The following is a 20,410-nucleotide window of genomic DNA, read 5'->3' as shown; positions in this document are numbered from 1 at the left end:
AACGATCCAATCTTTCATCCGTGCGACACGGGTCTATCGGCAAAGTGCTGCGCGCGCTCAGGGCCCGAATTGACCGATGCTGCCCAATGCACCAACGACCGCGCCGGTAAGGTTCTTGGCCGATCAAACCTCGGTGCGGCGCACGAATGTCAAAGCGATGCCAAGGGCGACCAGGAAGCCGCCACTGGTGCGATCAATCCAAAGTGCGCCCCTTTCGCTGAGAACCTTCATGGCAGTTGCCCCAAGGCATGCGTAGGCGACCATCACGGCCACATCTACGACAATGAAGATCAGCGCCAGCGTAAGGTATTGAGGCACCAAAGGACCTGACAGGATCACGAACTGCGGCAGGAAAGCCGTGAAGAACAGATACCCTTTCGGATTTGTCACGGCCACAAGAAGGCTTTTGCGAAACAGCGCCAAGGCACCGTCTGCCCCATCCCCCCAGTTGGCGGCCCTGTCCACAGATGCCGGGTCAAGTTTGCCCAGGGACCGCATCATCTGGACACCAAGCCAGATCAGATAGGCGGCACCGATTGTCTTCATGACCGTGAACCAAAAGGCGGATGCCGCAAGGATGACCCCCAATCCAAGCGCCGCCGCGGCGATAAGCACAGCGTCTGAAAATGCCGCTCCGACAATGCCAAAGCCCGCACGGCCAAGTCCGAACTGTGATCCGTTTGACAGCGCCAGCAAAACGGTCGGCCCTGGCGTTGCGACAACAACCAAAGCCATCAGGCCAAAGGTCAAAAGCGAAACATCCATCAGGCTCTCTCCGAATTCAGAAAATGGACAGCAAGGCCGGTCAGGATGAGTGCAGCCCCACTGGCGTTCATTCCGAGTGTGTTCCAGAATTGCCATTGAGGCGAATAGGCTTGCCAAACCGTGCGCGCCGCTTCGCTATCGGCTGGGACAGCCACGTCTTCGGGATCAATCGCATCAAGCCCCCACATGGTGGAACAAGCCCAGGCATAGAAGAACCCGAAAATCGCGCCGATGCTCAACAGCGACAACATCGACATGGGCAACAGCAAACGACCCATCAGGCTGCTCCGGCGCGGGCGGGGTTTGCGGTGCTGGTTTCGCTGCGCGCACGGACAACTCCGAACACCTGTGCAAAAATGACCAATGCGGAAACCTGACCCAAAAGGACCGCAGGCCAGATCAGCGCAAATTGCGGATCAAGGTACTTTTGCGGCCCGAAAGACACCAATGCCATCAGCGCGGCCAGAACGCTGAGAAACCGACCGGCGGTGCTGGCCAGGGGCTGCACAATCACGGCCCACAGGGCAATGGCAAGCGAAGCCCCCAGAAACGGCGCGATGCCAAACAGGGGCGTGGCGATCGGCGGATGCGGTTTGATGCCCGCATACAGCGCGGACAGCATGATGGTTTGCAGTACGATCAATGTGGCCAAAGCAGCATGGGTATGGCGGTCGGACGGGGTCATTGTGGGCTCCTCAAAAGTGTAATTTGTATTACGGTTGCAGTTATCCGTAATCTTGGTTACGGATGCGAGTCAACAGAAAAGAGGTGAAAGTGCGACAAGAGAAACGTTCGCTGCGCCAAGAGCAGATCGAGGCGGCGGCTTATGAGGTCCTGGAAGTCAAAGGCTATGGCGGCACGTCGATGCTTGGCATTGCGAAACAAGCGCGCGCCTCGAACGAAACGCTGTACAAATGGTATGGCGACAAGCAGGGGTTGTTTCATGCGCTCGTCACCCGCAATGCCGAGGAGGTGAAAAAGCACCTCGAAGCCGAGTTGCAAACCGACCATGACGCCCTGACGATTTTGGGCACGCTTGGCCCGAAACTGCTGACCTTGCTGATCGGTGACCGCGCCGTTGCCCTGAATCGCGCGGCTGCGGCGGACAATACCGGAGAGCTGGGCGCGACCCTTTCCAAGGCGGGTCGCGAAGCCGTATTTCCCTTGCTGGAACAGGTGCTTATGCGCGCCAGAAATGACGGCCAACTTGCGTTCGAAGAGACTGGCGAAGCCGTCGGCCTTTACTTAGATCTGTTGATCGGGGACCAACAAATTCGTCGCGTCATAGGACGTCAGCCAAGCCCCTCACCGGAGTTTTGTCAGGAACGGGCAAGTCGCGCCGTGCGTCATCTTTGCCGCCTTCTTGGCTAAGCAAATCCCTTTTGAAAATTCTGTGGCCGTGAATGTAATCGCCACAGGGCTTACGGAGGGAAAATTGCACAAACGGATTCAAGATTTCCACGTATCCAAATCTTTGAAATGAAATGAAAACAGGTGCTTGGGTGACGTCTTGATTTCACGCGCGCAATGTCCGCAGGGGCTGGACATGTACAAATCCGCGCTGAAAATTTCCTGAACCGGCGCCCTTGCCCGGGCCGGCTGGGGGAGGAGGCCCCGGATCAGGTCCGGGGCGCGTTGCCCTCAGGGGCTGACAAAGGTGACCCCGTCCAGCCGCGCGATCTGGTACATGTCCTCGTCGTATAGCTCGGTCAGCATGTCGACATAGGCGGTGTCCCAACCGGGCAGGTCCAACTCCTGCTCGACCTCTTCGTCCAGCGCATATTTGCCCATGAAAGCGGCCATGACCTTGCGCTTTTGCGGTTCGGGCACGTCGGGGTTTTCCTTGAGAAAGGCGCGAAACCGCTGCATCCCCTCGGGGGCGATCACCGCCTGAAGCATGTCAAAGGCGCCGATGATCTTGCGGTCCAGCGCGATCCCGGCCAGCCGGCGCAGCAGTTGCCCCCAGATCAGCGGCGTGTCCTCGTTGGCCCAGACGGTGATCGGCACCTCGGGCAGGGCGGTGCGGATGCGGCGGATCAGGTCGGACCAGCGCAGCTGCATCGGATCGGCGCCGTGCAGCAGCTCCAGGTAATTGTCGACCGGCGTGGTGGCCAGGATCGCCGGTATCCAGGTGGCGAAATCGCGTAGCCCGATGTGCACCTCCAGATCGTCCTGCGCAAAGACCGCGCGCAGCGTGCGCAGGCGGCGCTCGGCGTGGCGGTACAGCATGCCGTCCTGCATCGCCAGTTTCGGCACGCAGAAGAAATTCGGATGGCTCAGCACCAGCCGCTTCACGTCCTCGGGGTCCTGCGACAGGATCGCGTCCAGCAGGACCTCGCGGGCGGCGGGGGTCGGGCGGCCATCGGCGATGGAATTCACCGCCTCGAACAGCAGTTGGCGATAGTTGCTGGGGCCGGGGATCGAGATCCCCTCGTGACGCCAGGCGTCGGCGTTGCGCAACAGGCCCTTGAGCAGCCTGTCGTCATCGGTGCAATGCACACCTGTGTGAAGGATAACCTGCATGGCGGGGTCTTTTTGTTGGCTCGCCGCTGGACTATAAGCCCTTTTGTTGCGAGGGAAACCACGAACAAAGGAAGGCCATCAGATGAGTGTCACCGAAAGCACGCCCGCCGGATTGCGGCTTTCGCGTCCCAGCCTGTGGTCGCTGGGCGCGGTGGTGATCGCGCTGATCGTTGTGGCGCCGATCCTGTCGGTGCTGTGGCTGGCGCTGTTCCCGTCGGAAAACATCTGGCCGCACCTGCTGTCGACGACGTTGCCGCGCTACCTGGTGAACACCGGCATCCTGATGTTCGGGGTCGGCCTACTGTCGGCGGTGGTCGGCACCGGGGCGGCCTGGCTGGTGGCGCGCTATGATTTCCCGGGGCGGCGCTGGCTGGAGTGGCTTTTGCTGCTGCCTCTGGCGATCCCGGCCTATGTCGGCGCCTATGCGCTGGTGGATTTCCTGGAATACGCCGGGCCGGTGCAGACCGCGCTGCGCGGGCTGTTCGGCTGGAACAATGCGCAGGACTACTGGTTCCCGCAGATCCGCAGCATGGGCGCGGCGATCCTGGTGCTGGCGGCCTCGTTGTTTCCCTATGTCTACCTGCTGACGCGGGCGGCCTTTCGCGAACAATCCGGCGCCTCCGAGGAAGTGGCCCAGTCGCTGGGCTGCGGCGCCTTTGGCCGGTTCTGGCGGGTCGGCCTGCCGCTGGCCCGGCCGGCGATTGCCGCCGGGATGGCTATCGTGATGATGGAAAGCGTCAATGATTTCGGCACGGTGGATTATTTCGCTGTGCAGACCCTGACCACGGGCATCTTCAACACCTGGCTTCAGGCCAACAACGCCGGCGGCGCGGCGCAGATCGCCAGTGTCGTGCTGTTCCTGGTGATCTTCCTTGTGCTGATGGAAAAGGTGTCGCGCCGCAAGATGCGCTTTTTCAACCTGTCGACCCGGCACCGCCCGGTGGCGCGCAAGGCGCTGCAGGGGCGCCAGGCCTGGACCGCGACGCTGGCCTGCGCGCTGCCCTTCGGGCTGGGCTTTGTGCTGCCGGCCTCGGTGATCTTTTCCCACGCCTGGGACAATGCCGAAAACTGGCGCGACGCCGAGCTGTGGCAGGCCGGTCTGAACACGCTGAGCGTCGGCGGTCTGGCGGCGGTGATCACCGTCGGGGCAGGGGTGTTCCTGGTCTACGGCGTGCGGCTGTCGGGGCGGCGCTTGCCACGGCTTTTGCTGCCGGTGACGACCATCGGCTATGCCGCGCCAGGGGCGGTTCTGGGGGTAGGCATCCTGATCCCGTTGGCGGCACTGGACAACAGCGTTGCCGATGCGATCCTGGCCACCACCGGCTGGGATCCGGGTCTGGTCATGACCGGGACAGCCTTTGCGCTGGTGCTGGCCTATTGCGTGCGCTTCTTTGCCATCGGGCAGGGGGCGGCGGATGCGGCCATGGGCCGGGTGTCGCCCAACCTGGCGGCGGCGGCGCGTTCGCTTGGGCGCAATCAGGGGCAGACGCTGGCGCAGGTCTACTATCCGCTGATGCGCGCCTCGATCGCCTCGGCGCTGCTGCTGGTCTTTGTCGACTGCGTCAAGGAACTGCCCGCGACGCTGCTGCTGCGCCCGTTCAACTATGACACGCTGGCCACGCGGGTGCATGAACAGGCCTCGCTTGAAAACCTTGGCGATGCGGCACCGGCGGCGATGTTGGTGATCCTTGTCGGGCTTCTGGCGGTCGGGCTGTTGGCGCGGGCAAACCGCTAGCGCACGCGGGCGTTGCAAAAATACGAGGATACGGCAGCCTCATCCAGTGTGCCGCAGGCCGTGCCGTTGCACAGGGGGCGCAAGGGGGCTATCTAGCGCGCTTGAAGAGGCGCGCAGCGCCTTGCGAGTCAGGAGTCGCCGTGGCGCATGATGTTCGGGATACCGGGGTTGACCCATCGGTACTGATCGGCTGCCCCGGCTGTGACGCGGTCTATGTCGCGCGCAGCCCGTCCGAGGGCGAAAAGGCCGTCTGCAGCCGCTGCTCAACCGTGCTGATCACCAACCGCAAGGGCGCCGGCGTGCGCATCCTGGCGCTGTCCGTGGCGATCCTGGTGCTGGTCGTGGCGGCCACCTTTCACCCGTTCCTGTCGATCAACGCCGCCGGGCTGGGCAACCGCGTGTCACTGCTGGACGTTGCCTTCAGCTTTGGATCGGGATTCCTGGTGCTGGTATCGCTGGCCACGGTGATGCTGATCGTGCTGGTGCCGCTGATGCGGGTGGTTCTGCTGATCTATGTCATCGCGCCGATCGAATTCGGCCTGCGCCCGGCGCGCCACAGTCGCGGCGCCTTTCGTCTTGCGCAAGAGCTCAAGCCCTGGGCCATGACCGAGATCTTCTCGATCGGCTGCGCCGTGGCGCTGGTCAAGGTGGCCGGCATCGCGCGGCTGGAATTCGGCCCTGCCTTCTGGATGTTCGCGGCGCTGTCGGTGATCGTGGTGATTTCCGACAGATACCTGTGCAGCTGGTCGATCTGGCGCGCGCTCGAGGCCGGGCAATGACCACCGCGCGCGAACTGGGATTTGTGACCTGCACCGCCTGCGCCAAGGTCTGGCCGGGCGGCACGCCGCGCTGCGAATGCTGCGGGCACCGCCTGCAATCGCGGCACCCCAACAACCTGCAGGTGGTCTGGGCCTTCTGGCTGACCGGGCTTTTGTGCTATATCCCTGCCAACATGTATCCCATGCTGGTGACCTCGACCCTTGTTGGGACGGACTCCAGCACCATCATCGGCGGCGCGGTGGCCATCGCCCAGCATGGCGACCTGGCCATCGCCGCCATCGTCCTGATCGCCTCGGTGGTCATTCCGGTGGCCAAGTTCATCGCGATCGCGCACCTGGCCCTGTCGGTCAAGCGCGGGTCGCGCCAAAGCGAACATGGCCGCCAACATCTGTACGAAGTCGTTGAGTTCATTGGCCGGTGGTCGATGATCGACGTCTTTGTGGTGGCCATCCTCAGCGCGCTTGTGCAGCTGTCGGTGGTTGCCTCGATCCATCCTGGCCCCGCGGCCCTGACATTCGCCCTGTCAGTTGTTTTCACCATGCTCGCTGCCCGATCCTTCGACACTCGACTGATCTGGGACAGCATCGGCCCTGAAAGTTCGGAAACGTAAATGAACGATGATTCCACGCCCCGCGTCGGCACCCCCGGCGAGGTCCCGCTGAAGCCCGCCGTCGACAAGCCTTCGGGCGTATCGCTGATCTGGGTGATCCCGGCCATCGCCATTCTGGCCGCCATCGGCGTGGCCTGGCAGAACTACACCAGCCGCGGCCCGCTGATCCAGGTCACCTTTGCCCGCGCCGACGGCGTGCGCCCGCTGGAAACCGAACTGCGCTACCGCGACATTCCCGTCGGGCTGGTCGAGGATGTGCATTTCTCGGACGACCTGGGCCAGGTCGTGGCCGAGATCCGGCTGGACAAGGACATCGCGCCCAATGTCGATGCGGATGCGGAATTCTGGATCGTGCGCCCCAAGGTGACGGCACAGGGGGTTTCGGGGCTCGATACGGTGCTGTCCGGCGTCTATATCAACGGTTCCTGGGATGGAGAGCCGGGCCCCGCCAAGACCGCCTTTCAGGGCGCCGAGAACGCGCCGCTGCTGGCGCTGGGCGAGGCAGGCGTGACCTTTACGCTGCGTTCCGACACCGGGCTGCCGGCCGAAGGCACGCCGATCCTGTATCGCGGTGTCCAGGTGGGCCGCATCGGCCGGACCGAGCTGACCCCCGAAGGTCTGGCCGTCCAGGCGCAGGCGGTGATCCTTGAACCCCATACTTCGTTGGTCTCGTCGTCGTCGCGGTTCTGGGACATCTCGGGCTTCAGCCTGTCGCTGGATTCCTCGGGGGCCAGCCTGAACTTTACCTCGCTGGCATCGCTGATTTCCGGCGGCATGACCTTTGAAACCCTGGCCTCGGGCGGTCAGCCGCTCAGCGCCGATTCCGAATTCACGCTGCACCCCAACGAAGACACCGCCCGCGAGGAATTCCTGCTTGAAGGCGACGGCAGCACCGTCAGCCTGATGATGGTTTTCGAAGAAAACATCGCCGGACTTCAGGCCGGTGCCCCGGTGACGCTGGGCGGTTTGCGCCTGGGCGAGGTGGAAACCATTTCCGGCATCGTCGACCAGGCTCGCTTTGGCGACAACGAAGCGCGCCTGCTGGCCACCGTGCGGCTGAACCCCGGGCGGCTGGGGCTGGAAACCGGCGGCGACGATTCGATCTTTCTGGAATACCTCGACGAGCGCATCGCCGAAGGCCTGCGCGCGCGTCTGACCAATGCCTCGATCCTGACCGGCGGGCTCAAGGTCGAACTGATCCTGGATGACACGGCCCCGCAGGCGACGCTGGATCGCGACGCCTCGCCCTATCCTCGTATCCCGACCGCGCCGTCCAGCGTGACCAACGTCGCGGCCAGCGCGCAGGGGCTGATCCAGCGTATCGACGCGCTGCCGGTCGAAGAGCTGATGGATGAGATCATCAACACCCTTGCCGACATCCGCGGCGTCGTCGGGTCCGAAGAAATCCAGGCCGCCCCCGAGGCGCTGCTGGCAACGCTGGAATCCGTGCGCAAGCTGGCCGAAAGCGAAGAGGTCGCCGCACTTCCGGCGCAGGTCGGCGCGCTGGCCGATGGTCTGAACGCGGCCTCGGACAAGCTGAACGTGCTGCTGGGGCAGGTCCAGGACGAAGCGGTGGTTGCCGCCGTCTCCGAGCTGATCGCCTCGCTGGACAGTGCCGCGCAGACCCTGCCGGGGTTGGCCGAAAGCGCCGGCGCGGTGCTGGGCAAGGCCGAAGCGCTGCCGCTGGACGATCTGTCGGCGCAGCTGTCGGCGCTGGTCGGCAATGCCGATGCGCTGCTGACGAACCCCGACCTGACGGCGCTGCCGGGCGACCTGCGCGCCGCCATGGACGGTCTGCGCAGCGTGGTCGAAAGCGGCGAATTCACTGCCCTGCCGGGGCAGGTGGGCGACTTGGCCACCAGTCTTCAACAGGCCTCGGACAAGTTGAACGCCCTGCTGGAAGAAGCCCAGCAGGAACGCATCGTTGCCGCCATGTCCGAGGTCATCACCTCGTTCGGGACGACCGCCGACAGGCTGCCGGGACTGGCCGACCAGGCCAGCGCGGTGCTGAGCGACGCGGAAAACCTGTCGCTTGACGAACTGGCGGCGCAGGCCCGCGACCTGCTGGCCAGCATCGACACGGTCGTCAACCAGGACAGCACCCGCCAGCTGCCATCGGAACTGAACGGTGCCCTGGCCGAACTGCGCCTGGCGCTTGAGGAACTGCGCAACGGCGGGGTGGTGGCCAATGCCAATGCCGCGCTTGCCTCGGCCCGCGAAGCCGCCGAGGCGGTGGCCGAAGCCAGCCGCAGCCTGCCGGCCCTGTCCGACCGTTTGCGCGCTGTCGCCACTCAGGCCGGCACGACCATCTCCGATTTCGGCCGCGGCAGCGACTTTGGCCGCGAGCTGTCCGGCGCGATCCGCCAGATCGACGCGGCGGCCCAATCCATCGACAGGCTGGCCCGCCAGATCCAGCGTAATCCCAATTCCCTGATTACAGGACGGTGACATGACCAAGTTTTCCCTGACCCTTGCCCCTTTGGCGTTTTCGATGCTTGCGCTGGGCGCCTGCAGCGGCGTCGAGCAACGCTTTGACGCGCCTGTGGCGGCCGAAATCAAGGCCGAGCGTGTCTCGTCCCGTTATGCCCGCATCGAGGTGGCGGCCGTGACCCTGCCGACCTATGCCCAGGCCGAGGAAATCCATGTCCGCGACGCCAGCGGGGCCATCACCCCGACGGATGCGCTTTGGGCGGATGAACCCGGCCGCGCCGTGACCCTGCAGATCGCGCGTGAACTGGACGCCATCACCGGGCGTCTGGTGGCGCCCGAACCCTGGCCCTTCCGCGATATTCCCGACGTCAAGGTCGACGTGCGGGTGCAGGATTTCTATGCCACTGAAACCGGCGCGTTCCGGATTTCCGGGCAGGTCTTTGTCGCGCCCGAGGAACAGGGCCCGGATCGCGCCAAGCGTTTCGAGATCGAAGCCCTGATCACCGGCGAACCCGGCCCGGCCCAGATCGCCGCCGCCCGCGCCGAGGCTGTCGCCCAACTGTCGGTCTTTATCGCCAAGAACGGGCTGCGCTGACGCGACTGCCCACCGCCGCGCGGTCGCTCGCCGCGACCACCGGTTTGCGGTATTTTAGGCGGGGGCCTGCGCCATACCGGCCCCATGCCGTGCCCTGCGACACCGTTGACGGGCACCTGCGGGCTGCGACGATCCTGAAGACTGCCGCCATTACTGACACGCTGACGCAGGCCGATCCGATGCGCTGGGATTGGGCGCTGTCAGGGATCTTGCAACACGGTGAGGGATTGTCCGGGGGCGAGACCATGCCTCGTCTTCAACTCTGTTTGGTTGACCTGAAGCGGATATGACGCTGTCTTGAAGGTGTCGGAACCGCGGCAACTCAGAATCCGGTGTTCAACCCAAAGGATTGCAGGCGGGAAGCCTGTCGCCCCGCGGCAAATACCCATCTCCGCAGAGGAAGAATGGCGTCCCAAAAGTTTTCGCTTCAAAGAGTTGAAGTGGTGCCCGGGGGCGGAATCGAACCACCGACACGAGGATTTTCAATTTTCCTAGGAGACGGGTCACCTCTCTTCAAAGCGGCGCAGCCCGTGCTAGAAATCTATCCCACGCAATGTCTTAGTGCTTTCAAGCTTTGCCAGCGCGCTTCATACCATTTCACCTTAGCCCACCGTCCGCGACACCCATTGTGCACCCAACCAAAGCGCCTGCCTCAGAGTCAGGGCCGTCTTTTTGCCCGCGGCCATTCGATGCAAGTATGTTTAGCTGGACGGATTTTGCGCATATGCCAGTCTTGCGAAAGAGCGCAGCAAGAGCGAAGTTGGGCCAAACACAGAGAACCGCCACGTCCTCTTAGGGGGGTGCCAGAAGAAGATGCTATGTCTAGAAAGTTAGTTCTGTTCGGAAACGGATTGGGGAGAGCAATAGATAACGATTTCTATCGCTTAGATTTGGCATTCAAAGCAATTTGGGCTGGAGACTTGCTCGATGCTCAAGAGAAGGAACTCATCAGAAAGCTCGTGCCCGGGTACGAAGATGGAACGCCTCCTAGCGATGAGGCTGAGTTGATGAATGCTCAGCTAGCAATACAATCCGTACAAACCCTTGAAAGCGTTCTGCCAGCCGGGATTGCATCCCAATGGCTCTCTGATGAAGCGCGATCTGTGGCCAAAACAATTTTTAAACTAAACGCTCATGTCGCTCGCTACTTTCACAGTACTAGCAATTCTTTACCGAAACGGTTTTCGCAAGACTTGGTTCGCTTTGTGAACAGTAGGCGGCCTCATATTGCTAATTTGAACTATGACCCCCTTCTATACGATGCATTTTGCAGGAAAACCCGCGTTGGTAAATTCCCTCCGGTAAGGATTTGCGATGACTTCGACGGTGCTTTGATCGACGGCTTCACAAGAACAGGAGGTTTCATACGTGAAAACTTCCATCTAATTTATGGGGAACCGAAGGGTTATTTGCTCCACTTGCACGGTACGCCTCTCTACTCTGACGCCGAGGTGGAGGTGGCTGGCAAGATGGTGAACCGGCCTACCAAGCTGAACCGCGAAGAGATGCGATCTGGAAAGAGCTCGGGGCGCCATATCGTACTAAATCATTCGGAACAAAAGCGTTCGATAATCGCTAGCTCAGAAATTCTTTCCCTGTACTGGGAGGCGTTTCGTGAAGCTTTGGCTGAGTCCAAAGAGGTACTTCTATTTGGATATTCTGGGTTTGACGATCACGTCAACCAGGAGATTTCTAAACTTGCACGCGGCAGCAAGAAAACAATTGTGGAGTGGAGCGGTATCTCGGGTAGCGCGAGAGACAGGCAGAGATTTTGGGGAAATCGATTGGGTGACCAACTTAATGTCATTAGACTTGATAATATTCTGGATTTCTCAGACTGGGACAGTGAAGCATACTAGAGCCTGAAAAAGGGGCTCAGGCTAAGTGGTCTCAACTGCTCGCATTGGCCAGAGGAGTTTCAAATCCTTCGCACCCCGTTTCAGAATCTGCTAGCACTCTGCAAACCCTCCCAAGCTATACCCTGACACGCGGATTCTGGGTGTCTTACGATGTCGGCATGAAACAGATGCTGACAACCAAAACACTCGATGCGATGCCTCCGGCGACTGCCAAACGGTACGAGGTCCGCGACCAGAAGGTAAACGGCCTGCATGTGCGTGTGTCGACCACAGGTGCCAAGGTGTTCTACACGTTGGTCCGACCGAACGGTGCGCGCAGGCGCATCAAAATCGGCCCTTACACTGTGGTCTCCCTTGCCGATGCCAGACGGCGCGCGATGGAAATCGCTCGCGATGTCGAATTGGGCGAGTTCGACAAGCCCTCCGAGGTGCCCGAGGCATCAGCTGACACATTGGGTGAGATGATCCCCAAGTTCATCGAGCTTCACGCCAAGCCCAACACCAAGGACTGGAAACGCACCGAAAGCGTTCTGCATAAGTTCGACGGCTTGAAGGATCGGCCTATCGACCAGATCCAGCGGCAGGATGGGCTCTGTTGCACAAATCGCGTGAGGGATTCATCTCGTGAATCCAGCGTGGTAGCTGGGATGCATGAGCAGACCCATACCCCCGACCTACAAGACCAGAAACTGGCCAGCCTACAATGAAGCGCTCAAGCGCCGGGGCTCGCTGACGATCTGGTTCGACCCTGAGATGATCTGGGATGCCGTGCCGACAGGCAGGCGTGGCCGCCAGCAGAGCTATAGCGACGCCGCCATACAGACGTGCCTCTCGATGAAAGTGCTGTTCGGCATGGCGCTCCGGCAGACGACCGGGTTCGTCGAGAGCCTGCTGCAGCTGGTCGGTCTGAACTGGACGGTGCCCGACTTCAGCACGCTATCTCGCCGCCAGAAGACCTTGGCCGTCAACATCCCATACCGCGGCTCCAAGGGGCCGTTGCACCTGTTGATAGACAGCACCGGGATCAAGGTCGAGGGCGAAGGCGAGTGGCACGCCCGCAAGCATGGCGGCCCTAAACGCCGCGTCTGGCGCAAGATCCACTTGGGGATTGATGAGGAAACGCTGGAGGTTCGGGCCGTCGAAATCACCGGGAGCCACATCGGTGATGCGCCGATCCTACCCGACCTTCTCGACCAAATCCCGCAGGACCAGGAAATCGGTAGCGTCACGGCTGATGGCGCCTACGACACGCGCAAATGCCACGATGCGATTGCAGATCGCGGCGCCCATGCCGTCATCCCGCCCCGCAAAAACGCGAAGCCCTGGAAGACGATCACCGCCGGAGCCGTGGCGCGAAACGAGGCCTTGCGCGCGGCGAAATACCTGGGCCGCGCACTCTGGCGACGATGGAGCGGATACCACCGCCGAAGCCGCGTCGAGACAAAAATGCATTGTATGAAGTTGCTGGGCCAGCGGCTCATGGCGCGGGACTTCGACCGCCAGGTCGCGGAACTCCAGGTCCGCATTGCCGTCCTGAACGGCTACACCGCGCTCGGCATGCCCGTCACGGAAGTCGTAGGATAAGTCCGCCCGGGGAAAGGGGAAACTCGGCGTTCAGCCGATTTGTGCAACAGAGCCTCGCAATCGCTCCGTCGCGGGTGGCTTCGTCCGAAGCTTGGCTGGTAAAGTGGCCAGTGGTGATGAACAGCCCTTTGTCTGCGCGACCCTGCAAAGCTCCCCGGAAGTCGCGGATTTCCTTGGAGCCGACGCTGCCCTTCCAACGCTTGCACTGAAAATAGACTTGAAACGACACAAGATTGACGCGCAGCACCCCAACACCGTCGATCCCGCCGTCGCCGGACTTCCCGCGCACTTCGACCTTCGTGAAGCCCGCCTCACGCAAGAGGCGCTGCGCAAGTCGTTCGAATCCGTCCGGGGTCATCTTGCCCAGCACGGCCAGAAGAGCCGATTTCCAGTCTTCCTCATCAGCGGGGCCATCTTCGGCCATGACTTCGATTTCTTCGCCTCTATCCGCGTCGGCCTTTTTGGCGGCCAGACGCTTCATGCGGGCGCGCTCGCGTTCTTCCTGCGTCACCTGATCGTAGATCGCTTGCGTCGCACTCAGGTCCGAGATCGCGGAACCTGATTCTGTCAGCGCCCAGACCCCGCGCTTCGAGTTGTTCAGCGCGTCACCCCGTTTCAGATAGGTTCGCGCCCAAGCGAGGTAGTAATTCACACGCGTCCGGTTCTCATCCCGTGGCATGGTGAAGGCCTGTTCGGCCTAGGTCACACCTTCCAGCTCGATCACCTTCTCATCAAGCTCCTGGATCGTTGCCGACCCGCCGAGGTCCTTCAGAGCCTCGACCGTGACAAGCATCATTCCAGGAAGGTCCGGGAGCGTCTCTGCATCAATCTCAAATCGTCTCATCAAAATCCCTCTTTCAAAACCGCGACACGCCTGGGATCGATGAGAACAGCAAGACCGCGTCCATACTATCGCCCCAGAAAAACTCCCCGCCCAGACTTTCCAGCTTGCCGGATTTATCCTTGAACACCTGCTCTGCCGCTTCAGCCGCCTTGCGATCCGCGAACGGGGCCCGCAGCTCGATCCGCCACCGCCCCTTCGCAGCGGGCGGAATGCCTGCGTTCAACTGGTCCGAGCGTGATGCCGGATCGTTCGAGACACCGATCTTCAGTGCAACCGACTTACCGCCAAAAGACTGGGAGCGCCCCAGCAATGCAGCGCCGTCACCGTCGAACTTGGCCAGGTACAAGAACGTTTCGCCATCGGTGTAGGTGGACGTCCGTTCGCCGCTCGACCCCGGAAACGCTTTTGACGGAAAAAACTCCTCTTTGAACGCGGTATTGGACAGACCGCTATTACCGACCGGTTCTTCGCCGAATACGTTGACCTCAGTCACTTTGATCTTCAGCGCTGTTTCGATCTCGGCTGCTGTTAGGGCACGCCCCCAGACGCCGATGCCTTGGCCCGCGTCCTTGTCATAAGTGTCAGGTGCAATGCGCTCGATCGACATCTTGTCGAGCGCGCGCCACGCGCGGCGGATAGGCAAGCCATAGGTCCACTTCCCTCTGTCACCGTTCGCCTTCTTCGCTCGCTGCGCGGCTTCGGAGGCCTTCTCGTCATCGCGGATTGGGCGGGCCTCGATCTCTACGAACCCGAGGATGTGAGAGCGCATGGCCTTCTTCGTCTGCCCCGATGATGCGCCGTAGATCATCATCAGGTCGCCGTCTTTCAGCTCCCGCAGCGCTCTCGCCTGACCGCTTTCCATGGTCCAGCCGACATAACCCGCTTCTTCGGGGTTGAAGTCATAGAAGGCGCGTATCCACATGTTGCGCCCGTCGGGCAGACCAGAACTCATGTCACACCACGCTTTCCAGAAGGGCGATTTCGTCGGGGGTGAGGTCGAAGAGGTCGTAGACGATGCCGTCGATCTTGGATTCGGCTTGCGCGATTTCGGCGGTGAGGCGGGCTATTTCGGCGCGGTCGCGGGTGATCCAATCTTCCCAGTCGGAGCGTTCGGAGAGCGGGATATCGGCCTTGAAGGCTTTCCTCACCTCAGCCCGGAAGGCGGCGAAGTCTGGCAGGGTCCACCATTCCTTGAGCTTGGTATTGAGCTTTGGTTCCCTGTCTGGCGGGCAGAGGTCGGGGATGCGGCGGGTGAGAGATGTTTGGAGCTTTAGCCGCTGTTGCGCGAGATCACCACACTTTGCGACCTGCGCGGCCAGTTTGGATCGTGCCTCTGTGGACGCATTTGGAATCGGTACCTGCTCAATATACTGGTTCTTTTTTCTTCGATAACCGCCTTGAGCCAAAGGAGTTAGAGCGGAAAGAACAAACCAGAACACTTTGGAATTCAGAATCGCGAGTAGAAACGGATCATCCGCATCGACAAACGAGGCGGTTGAATCTAGATGAAGTCCGCTTCTGTCGAGCGCGAACGAAGCTTGCCGCGACACGTCCCGATAGATGATTTTGTTGTGGGCGAAAGACGCATGGTAGCCAATTGTGTCTTGCACTTCGAACCACTGATAAGTGCCCGATTTTCTGCCTGGCCATTTGTCTCGTGGCTTTGTCGGCGTCCAGCCTTCAGGTTTCGGTTCAAGTTTTTCGCGATGGCGCTGCAAGTAGGCTTTGACTGCTGGATAACAATCAATATCGAGGCCGCGTCTTGTGAAAATCAGCCACCTATCGCTTGGCTCAGCCCGCCAGCGTTTCAAGTCTTTCCCCTCAAGAAACGGCTTCAACAACTCTGCAGATCGCGGGTCTTCTGCGCAGAGCTGTTCCTTGGTTGCAGTATCGACGACAAAGACAGGGTTTGCGCCTGTCACGATCCCACGAAACGGTGCTCCATAGACCTCCTTCAATGTACTCTTTCCAGCCCAAATCTTTTCTCTCAGGGCTCTGAGTGACCTGTTTTCCAACTGCCATGACCCAGAATCCAGTCCGGATTGTGTGAACGGTCCCGCAGCGGCTTCCCAGCTTGCAATGAAGTTCGTTTCTGGGAGCGCGTCCACTTTCCAGAACCTAAGTTCATGGTCTTCGGGCGCGGAACCGTTCTTGAGCACAAGGATCGCGGGGTAGGTTGTGACGCCTTCGAACACTTGCAGGTCGCCAAAATCGACAACCCCTTCAATCGTCGCATCTCGCAACAGGTATTCGCGTAGTGGTTTGCCTGACCCTGTTTTGAAGAAGGTGTTAGACGAGATGTAGCCCAAGCGCCCGCCTGGCTTCAGCAAGCGAAGGCCCCGCTCGTAAAAGTAGCAAAATAGATCGGCCACACCATGGTAGCTTTCAAAGCGCCTTTGCAGATATGGCTTGAGGTCCGAGATAAGCTCTTGGCGCACATAGGGTGGGTTGCCCAGAACAACATCGAAGCCGCCTTCTGCGAATACCTCAGGAAAGGCGGTTTCCCAAGTGAAAGCGTGATCGAGATAGGCGAAGTTGCTGTCTTCGATCAGGCTGTCACCGACACGGATACTGCCCGACAGGCTGTCCAGCACCTTGCCGCGCCGCGCGGTCTTGATCCAAAGCGACAGCTTGGTGATCTCGACGCTTTCCGCGTTCACATCGACGCCGAAGAGGTTGTTCGACAGGATTTCACTGTCAGGATCGAGAAGGTCCTGGATGTGCTGATCCTTGCCTTGCAGCTCAGCGATCTTGTCGTTCACGCGGGACAGTTCGGCCTTGAGGAAGTCGAAGGCCATGATGAGGAACACGCCCGAGCCGCAAGCAGGATCGACAATACGCAGCGTTTTGATCCGGTCGCGGTAGGCCTGCCAGGCTTCCAGCTCAGCCGACTTCCTGCGCCACGGGATGGCGGCATAGTCGGAGACGTCCGCCCCCTTCTTGGCGTGATCACGCAGGATGGTTACAAAGACTTCCTTGAGGTGCGCGCCAAGGGTTTCGACCACTATGAACCGCGCGATGTAGTCGGGCGTGTAGACCACCCCATCGCGCTTGCGCCGCCCGCTGGTGCCGTTGGTCTTTTCCGGTTCTTCCTCTTCGCCCCGCGCGATGGCTTGCAAGCGTTCCACATCGGCAATGGATTGTTCGAAGATGTGGCCGAGTACGGTGACAGAGACTTCGGAAGCGAAGTCATACTCACCCAGCGTCTTGAACCCTTCGCAGATGGCATCCGGCAGGGTGAGGCCGTCGATAAGATCATCAGTGCGGAACAGCCCGCCGTTGTAGCGGGGGATGGCTGGCACCAGGACCTTGCCTTCTGCATCCCTGACCTCATTGCGGCCTGCATCGATGGCGCGGAACAGGCCCTTGAAATTCTCCCAAACCGGGCGCGGATTGTATGGATCGATGTGAGAGAACGCGTCACTGAGCGTGTTGTCAGGTAGTAGGCCCGCGTCTTCAGAAAAAGCGATGAAGAGCACTCGGTCGAGGATCTTCTGCGCAAGGGCAATCGCGTCGAGCGGGTCGATGGAGGCGTCGGCCTCTTGCACCGCGTGGAGCAGTTTCAGCCGAAGGTCTTTGTAGTCCTGGTAGAGCTTGTCCGTGATGTCCTTGTCTTCGCGGCGGCTTTCCTTGAGCAGGTCAAGCGTTCGACCCGACAGCAGATTTTCCGCCGAGATCAGGAGCATGAAGCGGGCGTATTCGTCCGGGTTGGTCAGTTGGTCTAGGCGGAACACCTCGTAAGCCGAGGTTCCTTCGCCAAACCCGTAGAGACGCAACTCGATGTAGTTGGATACCAGGACCCATTTCACGCCGCGGGCGTTCATGGCGTATTCCCACGCCTGTTGAACGGGACTCTTGTTCCGGCCAGGCATGATCGCATCGAGGTCGCGCGTATCCGCGCCCTTCAGTTCGAATGGTGCGAGGATTTCAGGCTTAGGGCCACCGAACCGCCCGAGGGCAAGATCGACACTGCCCCTTAGGATCGTTTGTTCCGTTGCTACAGTGTAATCAGCACCGCCAGCGGGACCGTGATAGCCGAGAACACCTTCAACGATCTTCGCGGTAAACTGGCCGTGCAGAGCGGTTTCCTTGAGAGAGTAAATCCTCCCATCGCGGATCATGTCGGACCATGCGGTCAGGGCCTCCTGATGGTCAGCAGGCACAGTTTCAGGCTTCAAATGTCGCGCAATAGTCTTCTTGTTAAACAGGTTCATTCGGTAATTTACGGCTCATGAAATTGATTGAAGGTATCTGTGGGAACGCCATTGAAGAATGGCAACTGGACCTGAAAACGCCGCCAGTCCGACGAAGGACGCCATGGCGAGGCCGGCGAGTAGAATCTCTATGGTAGAAAAGATGGTTAAGTTGGAAGCATCGAAATCGAATGTGTTCAGCCATGCAAAAGCGAACAGATAAACGACTCCCGCAATGCAAGCGCGCAGGTAGGTAAGCTCTGCAAACCGGAAGATGTAACGATGCGAAGCTTCCAAGGCCGCAAATTTCGTGCTGCGCCATTTTTTGGTTGGTGGTGTCATAGTCCTACTCCCTCAATAGCTCGATCCATGTATGGACGTCGTCCATGGCGATCTCTTTCCCTTCCAGGAAAGAGCGGTACCAGCGCGCAGAGATTGCGCCCCGCTTTTCACTTTTCAGTTTGATCCCGTTCTCCGACAGGTATCGGTCCAGCTCGACCTCAAATTCTTCCAGCTTGTCCAAGTCGTGCTTCAATCGCACAGCCTCAACGCCAAGCAGTATCCAGCTCAAATCGACGTCAAACTGGCGATGAAGTTTGATCAGAGCTTCAACCGGGATCGACCGCTTGCCCAGCTCGTAGCTCTGATACGCACGCAAAGACATTCCGAGAGCTTCCGCCATCTTTGCCTGGGACAACGCCTTCTCGTTTCTGGTGATGGCGAGGCGCGCTCCAAGCGCAGTTAGGTAATTTTCCGCACGTTCTGCCATTGCCTAGGCAATCCACTTGTGTTTACGCTCAATTGAATGCTATACGCACAAATGAACGTCATTAGTTGTGTTTCGTTATCGGAGCACGGCTCGTCGAAGCAATCAACCTGATTCACGCTAACTTCTGAAAAGGAGAGGGTTTTGGCTCACGAAAAGCTACTATCGCCGAAAGAGCTTAGTTCAATGGTTGGCCTAAGCGTTGCGCAAGTTCGAGCGTTGATGAACAGCGGAAAGCTCGAGTTTGTAGAAATATCCCCTAAGACCAAGCTCTTGACGATGAGCGGCTGGGAACGGTTTCAGAAGAACGCGACCAAGGTCAAAGGGGCCGAGCGTTCGGCGGCGAATTGATGGGGGTATCAGGCCATGGCGACGACCAATCTGAATATCAGCGTGATCGACAAGCGCATGCTGAAGCAGTCCGAGGCCGCGAGTTATGCCGGGTTGCCTGTGAAGCACTTCAAGTCGACCTGCCCTGTTCGGCCCGTTGAGTTGAAGCAAGGCACGCTTCTCTGGGATCGCCGTGATCTCGATCTCTGGATCGATGATGTAAAGTCTGGGTCCGTGACCGACACGCGCGAAACCATTCTGGACCGTCTTTAATGACACAGGTGCGAGTCAAAGGGTTCAAGATTTTCAAGGACCGGCACGGCAAGCAGCGATGTTACCACCGCGAGACCGGCCACAAGGTTGACCTGACCCATGCGCCTATCGGCTCTGCCGAGTTCTTTGCGGAGTGTGAGACGATCCGTGCCATCGCCGAGGCGCAGCGAGCGAAGGCACCAAAGGCCGGAACGCTTGGTGGGTTGATCCAGTCCTACTTTGAAACCGAGCACTATCAGAACCTGGCCGAAGCCACCCGCCGTGACTATCGCAAGTGCGCCGACTTCCTTGAGCCGATCCGCGACAGGCCGATCCATGTGATCGACACGCCTCTGATTGCAGGCATCCATGACAAGGCGGCGAAGAAGATTGGCTGGCGGCGGGCGAATATGGTGCGCACGCTTCTAAGCGAGGTCTTCCGTTACAACATTCCGAAGGGTCTGATCTCAGCCAACTTCGCCAAAGACGTCATTCCCAAGCGCCGCCCTCGCGACCGTGCCTATGCGAACCGCCCATGGACCATCGAAGAACGCGACACTGTTTTGGGGAAAGCGAAGTCCCATGTGCGCGTGGCCCTCGCCTTGATGATGAACACGGGCATCGATCCGTCCGACGCCCTGCGACTGCGAAAGGATCAGGTTGATGGTAGCACTATCTGGGGCGTGCGCGGGAAGACGGGCGAAGAGGTCGCGATTCCGGTCAGTCCGACGCTTCAGGCCGCGCTGGACCGTATGCCCGACCACGACGCCGAGACGGTGCTTTCCAATTCCAGAGGAGAAGCTTGGACTTACAACGGCTTCTCGACTGTTTGGCACCGCTTCAAGACCGCCCTCGAGAATGAAGGCCTTATCGAAAAAGGCCTGACCCTCAAGGGCTTGCGGCACACGGTCGCCACAACTTTGCGCGAAGCAGGCCTCGATGAACGCCGTATCGCGGACCTTCTGGGACAGAAAACTCCGTCCATGGCGCGGCACTATTCGAGGTCTGCGAACCTTGCCGACAAGAACCGCGAGACGATGGCGACATTGGAAGAAGAGAACCGAAGGCGGGCCGAAAGTGTCAAACCTTCGCAGAAAAGCGTCAAACCTGACCGAAACGAGGATCAGTCATGATCATAAAATTC

The 20,410-nt window shown here is 60.2% G+C and carries 22 protein-coding genes; 12 read left to right on the top strand and 10 right to left on the bottom strand.

Annotation, left to right across the window (positions count from 1 at the left end):
• Positions 1-123: 123 nt before the first annotated feature.
• The 3 genes from QF118_RS17910 to QF118_RS17900 are packed head-to-tail and all read right to left on the bottom strand — an operon-like array spanning position 124 to position 1,450.
• Positions 124-750, bottom strand: a complete 627-nt coding sequence (locus QF118_RS17910; protein ID WP_282300398.1) for a LysE family translocator — start codon at positions 748-750, stop codon at positions 124-126.
• Positions 751-764: 14 nt separating this feature from the next.
• Positions 765-1,043, bottom strand: coding sequence for an anthrone oxygenase family protein (locus tag QF118_RS17905; protein ID WP_282300397.1), 279 nt, complete (start codon positions 1,041-1,043; stop codon positions 765-767).
• A complete protein-coding gene (locus QF118_RS17900; protein ID WP_282300396.1) occupies positions 1,043-1,450 on the bottom strand; it encodes a hypothetical protein in 408 nt (135 codons plus the stop codon). Before QF118_RS17900 ends, QF118_RS17905 begins: the two co-directional genes overlap by 1 nt.
• A gap of 62 nt (positions 1,451-1,512) precedes the next feature.
• Here QF118_RS17900 and QF118_RS17895 point away from each other — a divergent pair, with 62 nt between their 5' ends.
• A complete protein-coding gene (locus QF118_RS17895) occupies positions 1,513-2,136 on the top strand; it encodes a TetR/AcrR family transcriptional regulator (protein WP_282300395.1) in 624 nt (207 codons plus the stop codon).
• Positions 2,137-2,406: 270 nt separating this feature from the next.
• Here the strand turns inward: QF118_RS17895 and QF118_RS17890 are convergent, their stop codons facing one another.
• Positions 2,407-3,288, bottom strand: coding sequence for a hypothetical protein (locus tag QF118_RS17890; protein ID WP_282300394.1), 882 nt, complete (start codon positions 3,286-3,288; stop codon positions 2,407-2,409).
• An 82-nt stretch (positions 3,289-3,370) separates the two neighbouring features.
• Between QF118_RS17890 and QF118_RS17885 the strand changes: the two genes are divergently transcribed.
• From QF118_RS17885 to QF118_RS17850, 8 genes are all read left to right on the top strand, one after another.
• Complete coding sequence (locus QF118_RS17885) at positions 3,371-5,023, top strand: ABC transporter permease (RefSeq protein WP_282300393.1); 1,653 nt, start codon at positions 3,371-3,373, stop codon at positions 5,021-5,023.
• A gap of 140 nt (positions 5,024-5,163) precedes the next feature.
• Complete coding sequence (locus tag QF118_RS17880) at positions 5,164-5,802, top strand: paraquat-inducible protein A (protein WP_282300392.1); 639 nt, start codon at positions 5,164-5,166, stop codon at positions 5,800-5,802.
• Positions 5,799-6,413 carry a paraquat-inducible protein A gene (locus QF118_RS17875; protein ID WP_282300391.1) on the top strand — a complete coding sequence of 205 codons (615 nt, stop codon included), beginning with the start codon at positions 5,799-5,801 and terminating at the stop codon, positions 6,411-6,413. The genes QF118_RS17880 and QF118_RS17875 overlap by 4 nt, the downstream gene beginning before the upstream one ends.
• Positions 6,414-8,861 carry an MlaD family protein gene (locus QF118_RS17870; protein ID WP_282300390.1) on the top strand — a complete coding sequence of 816 codons (2,448 nt, stop codon included), beginning with the start codon at positions 6,414-6,416 and terminating at the stop codon, positions 8,859-8,861. It begins immediately after the preceding gene.
• A gap of 1 nt (position 8,862) precedes the next feature.
• Positions 8,863-9,438 carry a PqiC family protein gene (locus QF118_RS17865; RefSeq protein ID WP_282300389.1) on the top strand — a complete coding sequence of 192 codons (576 nt, stop codon included), beginning with the start codon at positions 8,863-8,865 and terminating at the stop codon, positions 9,436-9,438.
• Between the two features lie 818 nt (positions 9,439-10,256).
• Positions 10,257-11,297: an SIR2 family protein gene (locus QF118_RS17860; RefSeq protein ID WP_282300388.1), complete on the top strand. Its 1,041-nt coding sequence runs from the start codon at positions 10,257-10,259 to the stop codon at positions 11,295-11,297.
• A gap of 158 nt (positions 11,298-11,455) precedes the next feature.
• The gene (locus QF118_RS17855; protein ID WP_282300387.1) at positions 11,456-12,004 is read left to right on the top strand and encodes an Arm DNA-binding domain-containing protein; all 549 of its coding nucleotides are present in this window, start codon (positions 11,456-11,458) and stop codon (positions 12,002-12,004) included.
• Positions 11,949-12,881: an IS5 family transposase gene (locus QF118_RS17850; protein WP_282299042.1), complete on the top strand. Its 933-nt coding sequence runs from the start codon at positions 11,949-11,951 to the stop codon at positions 12,879-12,881. The genes QF118_RS17855 and QF118_RS17850 overlap by 56 nt, the downstream gene beginning before the upstream one ends.
• Here the strand turns inward: QF118_RS17850 and QF118_RS17845 are convergent.
• Genes QF118_RS17845 through QF118_RS17820 form a run of 6 tightly spaced genes read right to left on the bottom strand, consistent with a single transcriptional unit; the run spans position 12,862 to position 18,687 of the window.
• Positions 12,862-13,560, bottom strand: a complete 699-nt coding sequence (locus tag QF118_RS17845; protein WP_282300386.1) for a restriction endonuclease — start codon at positions 13,558-13,560, stop codon at positions 12,862-12,864. The two genes, QF118_RS17850 and QF118_RS17845, sit on opposite strands and share 20 nt — an antisense overlap.
• 18 nt (positions 13,561-13,578) lie before the next feature.
• Positions 13,579-13,725, bottom strand: coding sequence for a hypothetical protein (locus tag QF118_RS17840; RefSeq protein ID WP_282300385.1), 147 nt, complete (start codon positions 13,723-13,725; stop codon positions 13,579-13,581).
• A 13-nt stretch (positions 13,726-13,738) separates the two neighbouring features.
• The gene (locus tag QF118_RS17835; RefSeq protein WP_282300384.1) at positions 13,739-14,677 is read right to left on the bottom strand and encodes a GIY-YIG nuclease family protein; all 939 of its coding nucleotides are present in this window, start codon (positions 14,675-14,677) and stop codon (positions 13,739-13,741) included.
• A gap of 1 nt (position 14,678) precedes the next feature.
• Positions 14,679-17,939, bottom strand: a complete 3,261-nt coding sequence (locus QF118_RS17830) for an Eco57I restriction-modification methylase domain-containing protein (protein WP_282300383.1) — start codon at positions 17,937-17,939, stop codon at positions 14,679-14,681.
• A gap of 15 nt (positions 17,940-17,954) precedes the next feature.
• Positions 17,955-18,260: a hypothetical protein gene (locus QF118_RS17825; protein ID WP_282300382.1), complete on the bottom strand. Its 306-nt coding sequence runs from the start codon at positions 18,258-18,260 to the stop codon at positions 17,955-17,957.
• A 4-nt stretch (positions 18,261-18,264) separates the two neighbouring features.
• A complete protein-coding gene (locus QF118_RS17820) occupies positions 18,265-18,687 on the bottom strand; it encodes a helix-turn-helix domain-containing protein (protein WP_282300381.1) in 423 nt (140 codons plus the stop codon).
• Positions 18,688-18,828: 141 nt separating this feature from the next.
• On the opposite strand from QF118_RS17820, the gene QF118_RS17815 reads away from it, so the two are divergent.
• The 3 genes from QF118_RS17815 to QF118_RS17805 are packed head-to-tail and all read left to right on the top strand — an operon-like array spanning position 18,829 to position 20,399.
• Positions 18,829-19,035, top strand: coding sequence for a hypothetical protein (locus tag QF118_RS17815; RefSeq protein WP_282300380.1), 207 nt, complete (start codon positions 18,829-18,831; stop codon positions 19,033-19,035).
• Positions 19,036-19,050: 15 nt separating this feature from the next.
• Positions 19,051-19,287 (top strand): hypothetical protein, encoded by a 237-nt coding sequence (locus QF118_RS17810; protein ID WP_282300379.1) that lies wholly within the window; start codon positions 19,051-19,053, stop codon positions 19,285-19,287.
• Complete coding sequence (locus QF118_RS17805) at positions 19,287-20,399, top strand: tyrosine-type recombinase/integrase (RefSeq protein ID WP_282300378.1); 1,113 nt, start codon at positions 19,287-19,289, stop codon at positions 20,397-20,399. Before QF118_RS17810 ends, QF118_RS17805 begins: the two co-directional genes overlap by 1 nt.
• Positions 20,400-20,410: the final 11 nt, after the last annotated feature.

Source organism: Tropicibacter oceani (assembly GCF_029958925.1).
Classification (GTDB): Bacteria; Pseudomonadota; Alphaproteobacteria; order Rhodobacterales; family Rhodobacteraceae; genus Pacificoceanicola; species Pacificoceanicola oceani.
The sequence above is the reverse complement of the archived record's forward strand: the minus strand, read 5'-3'. Positions and strand labels throughout refer to the sequence as shown.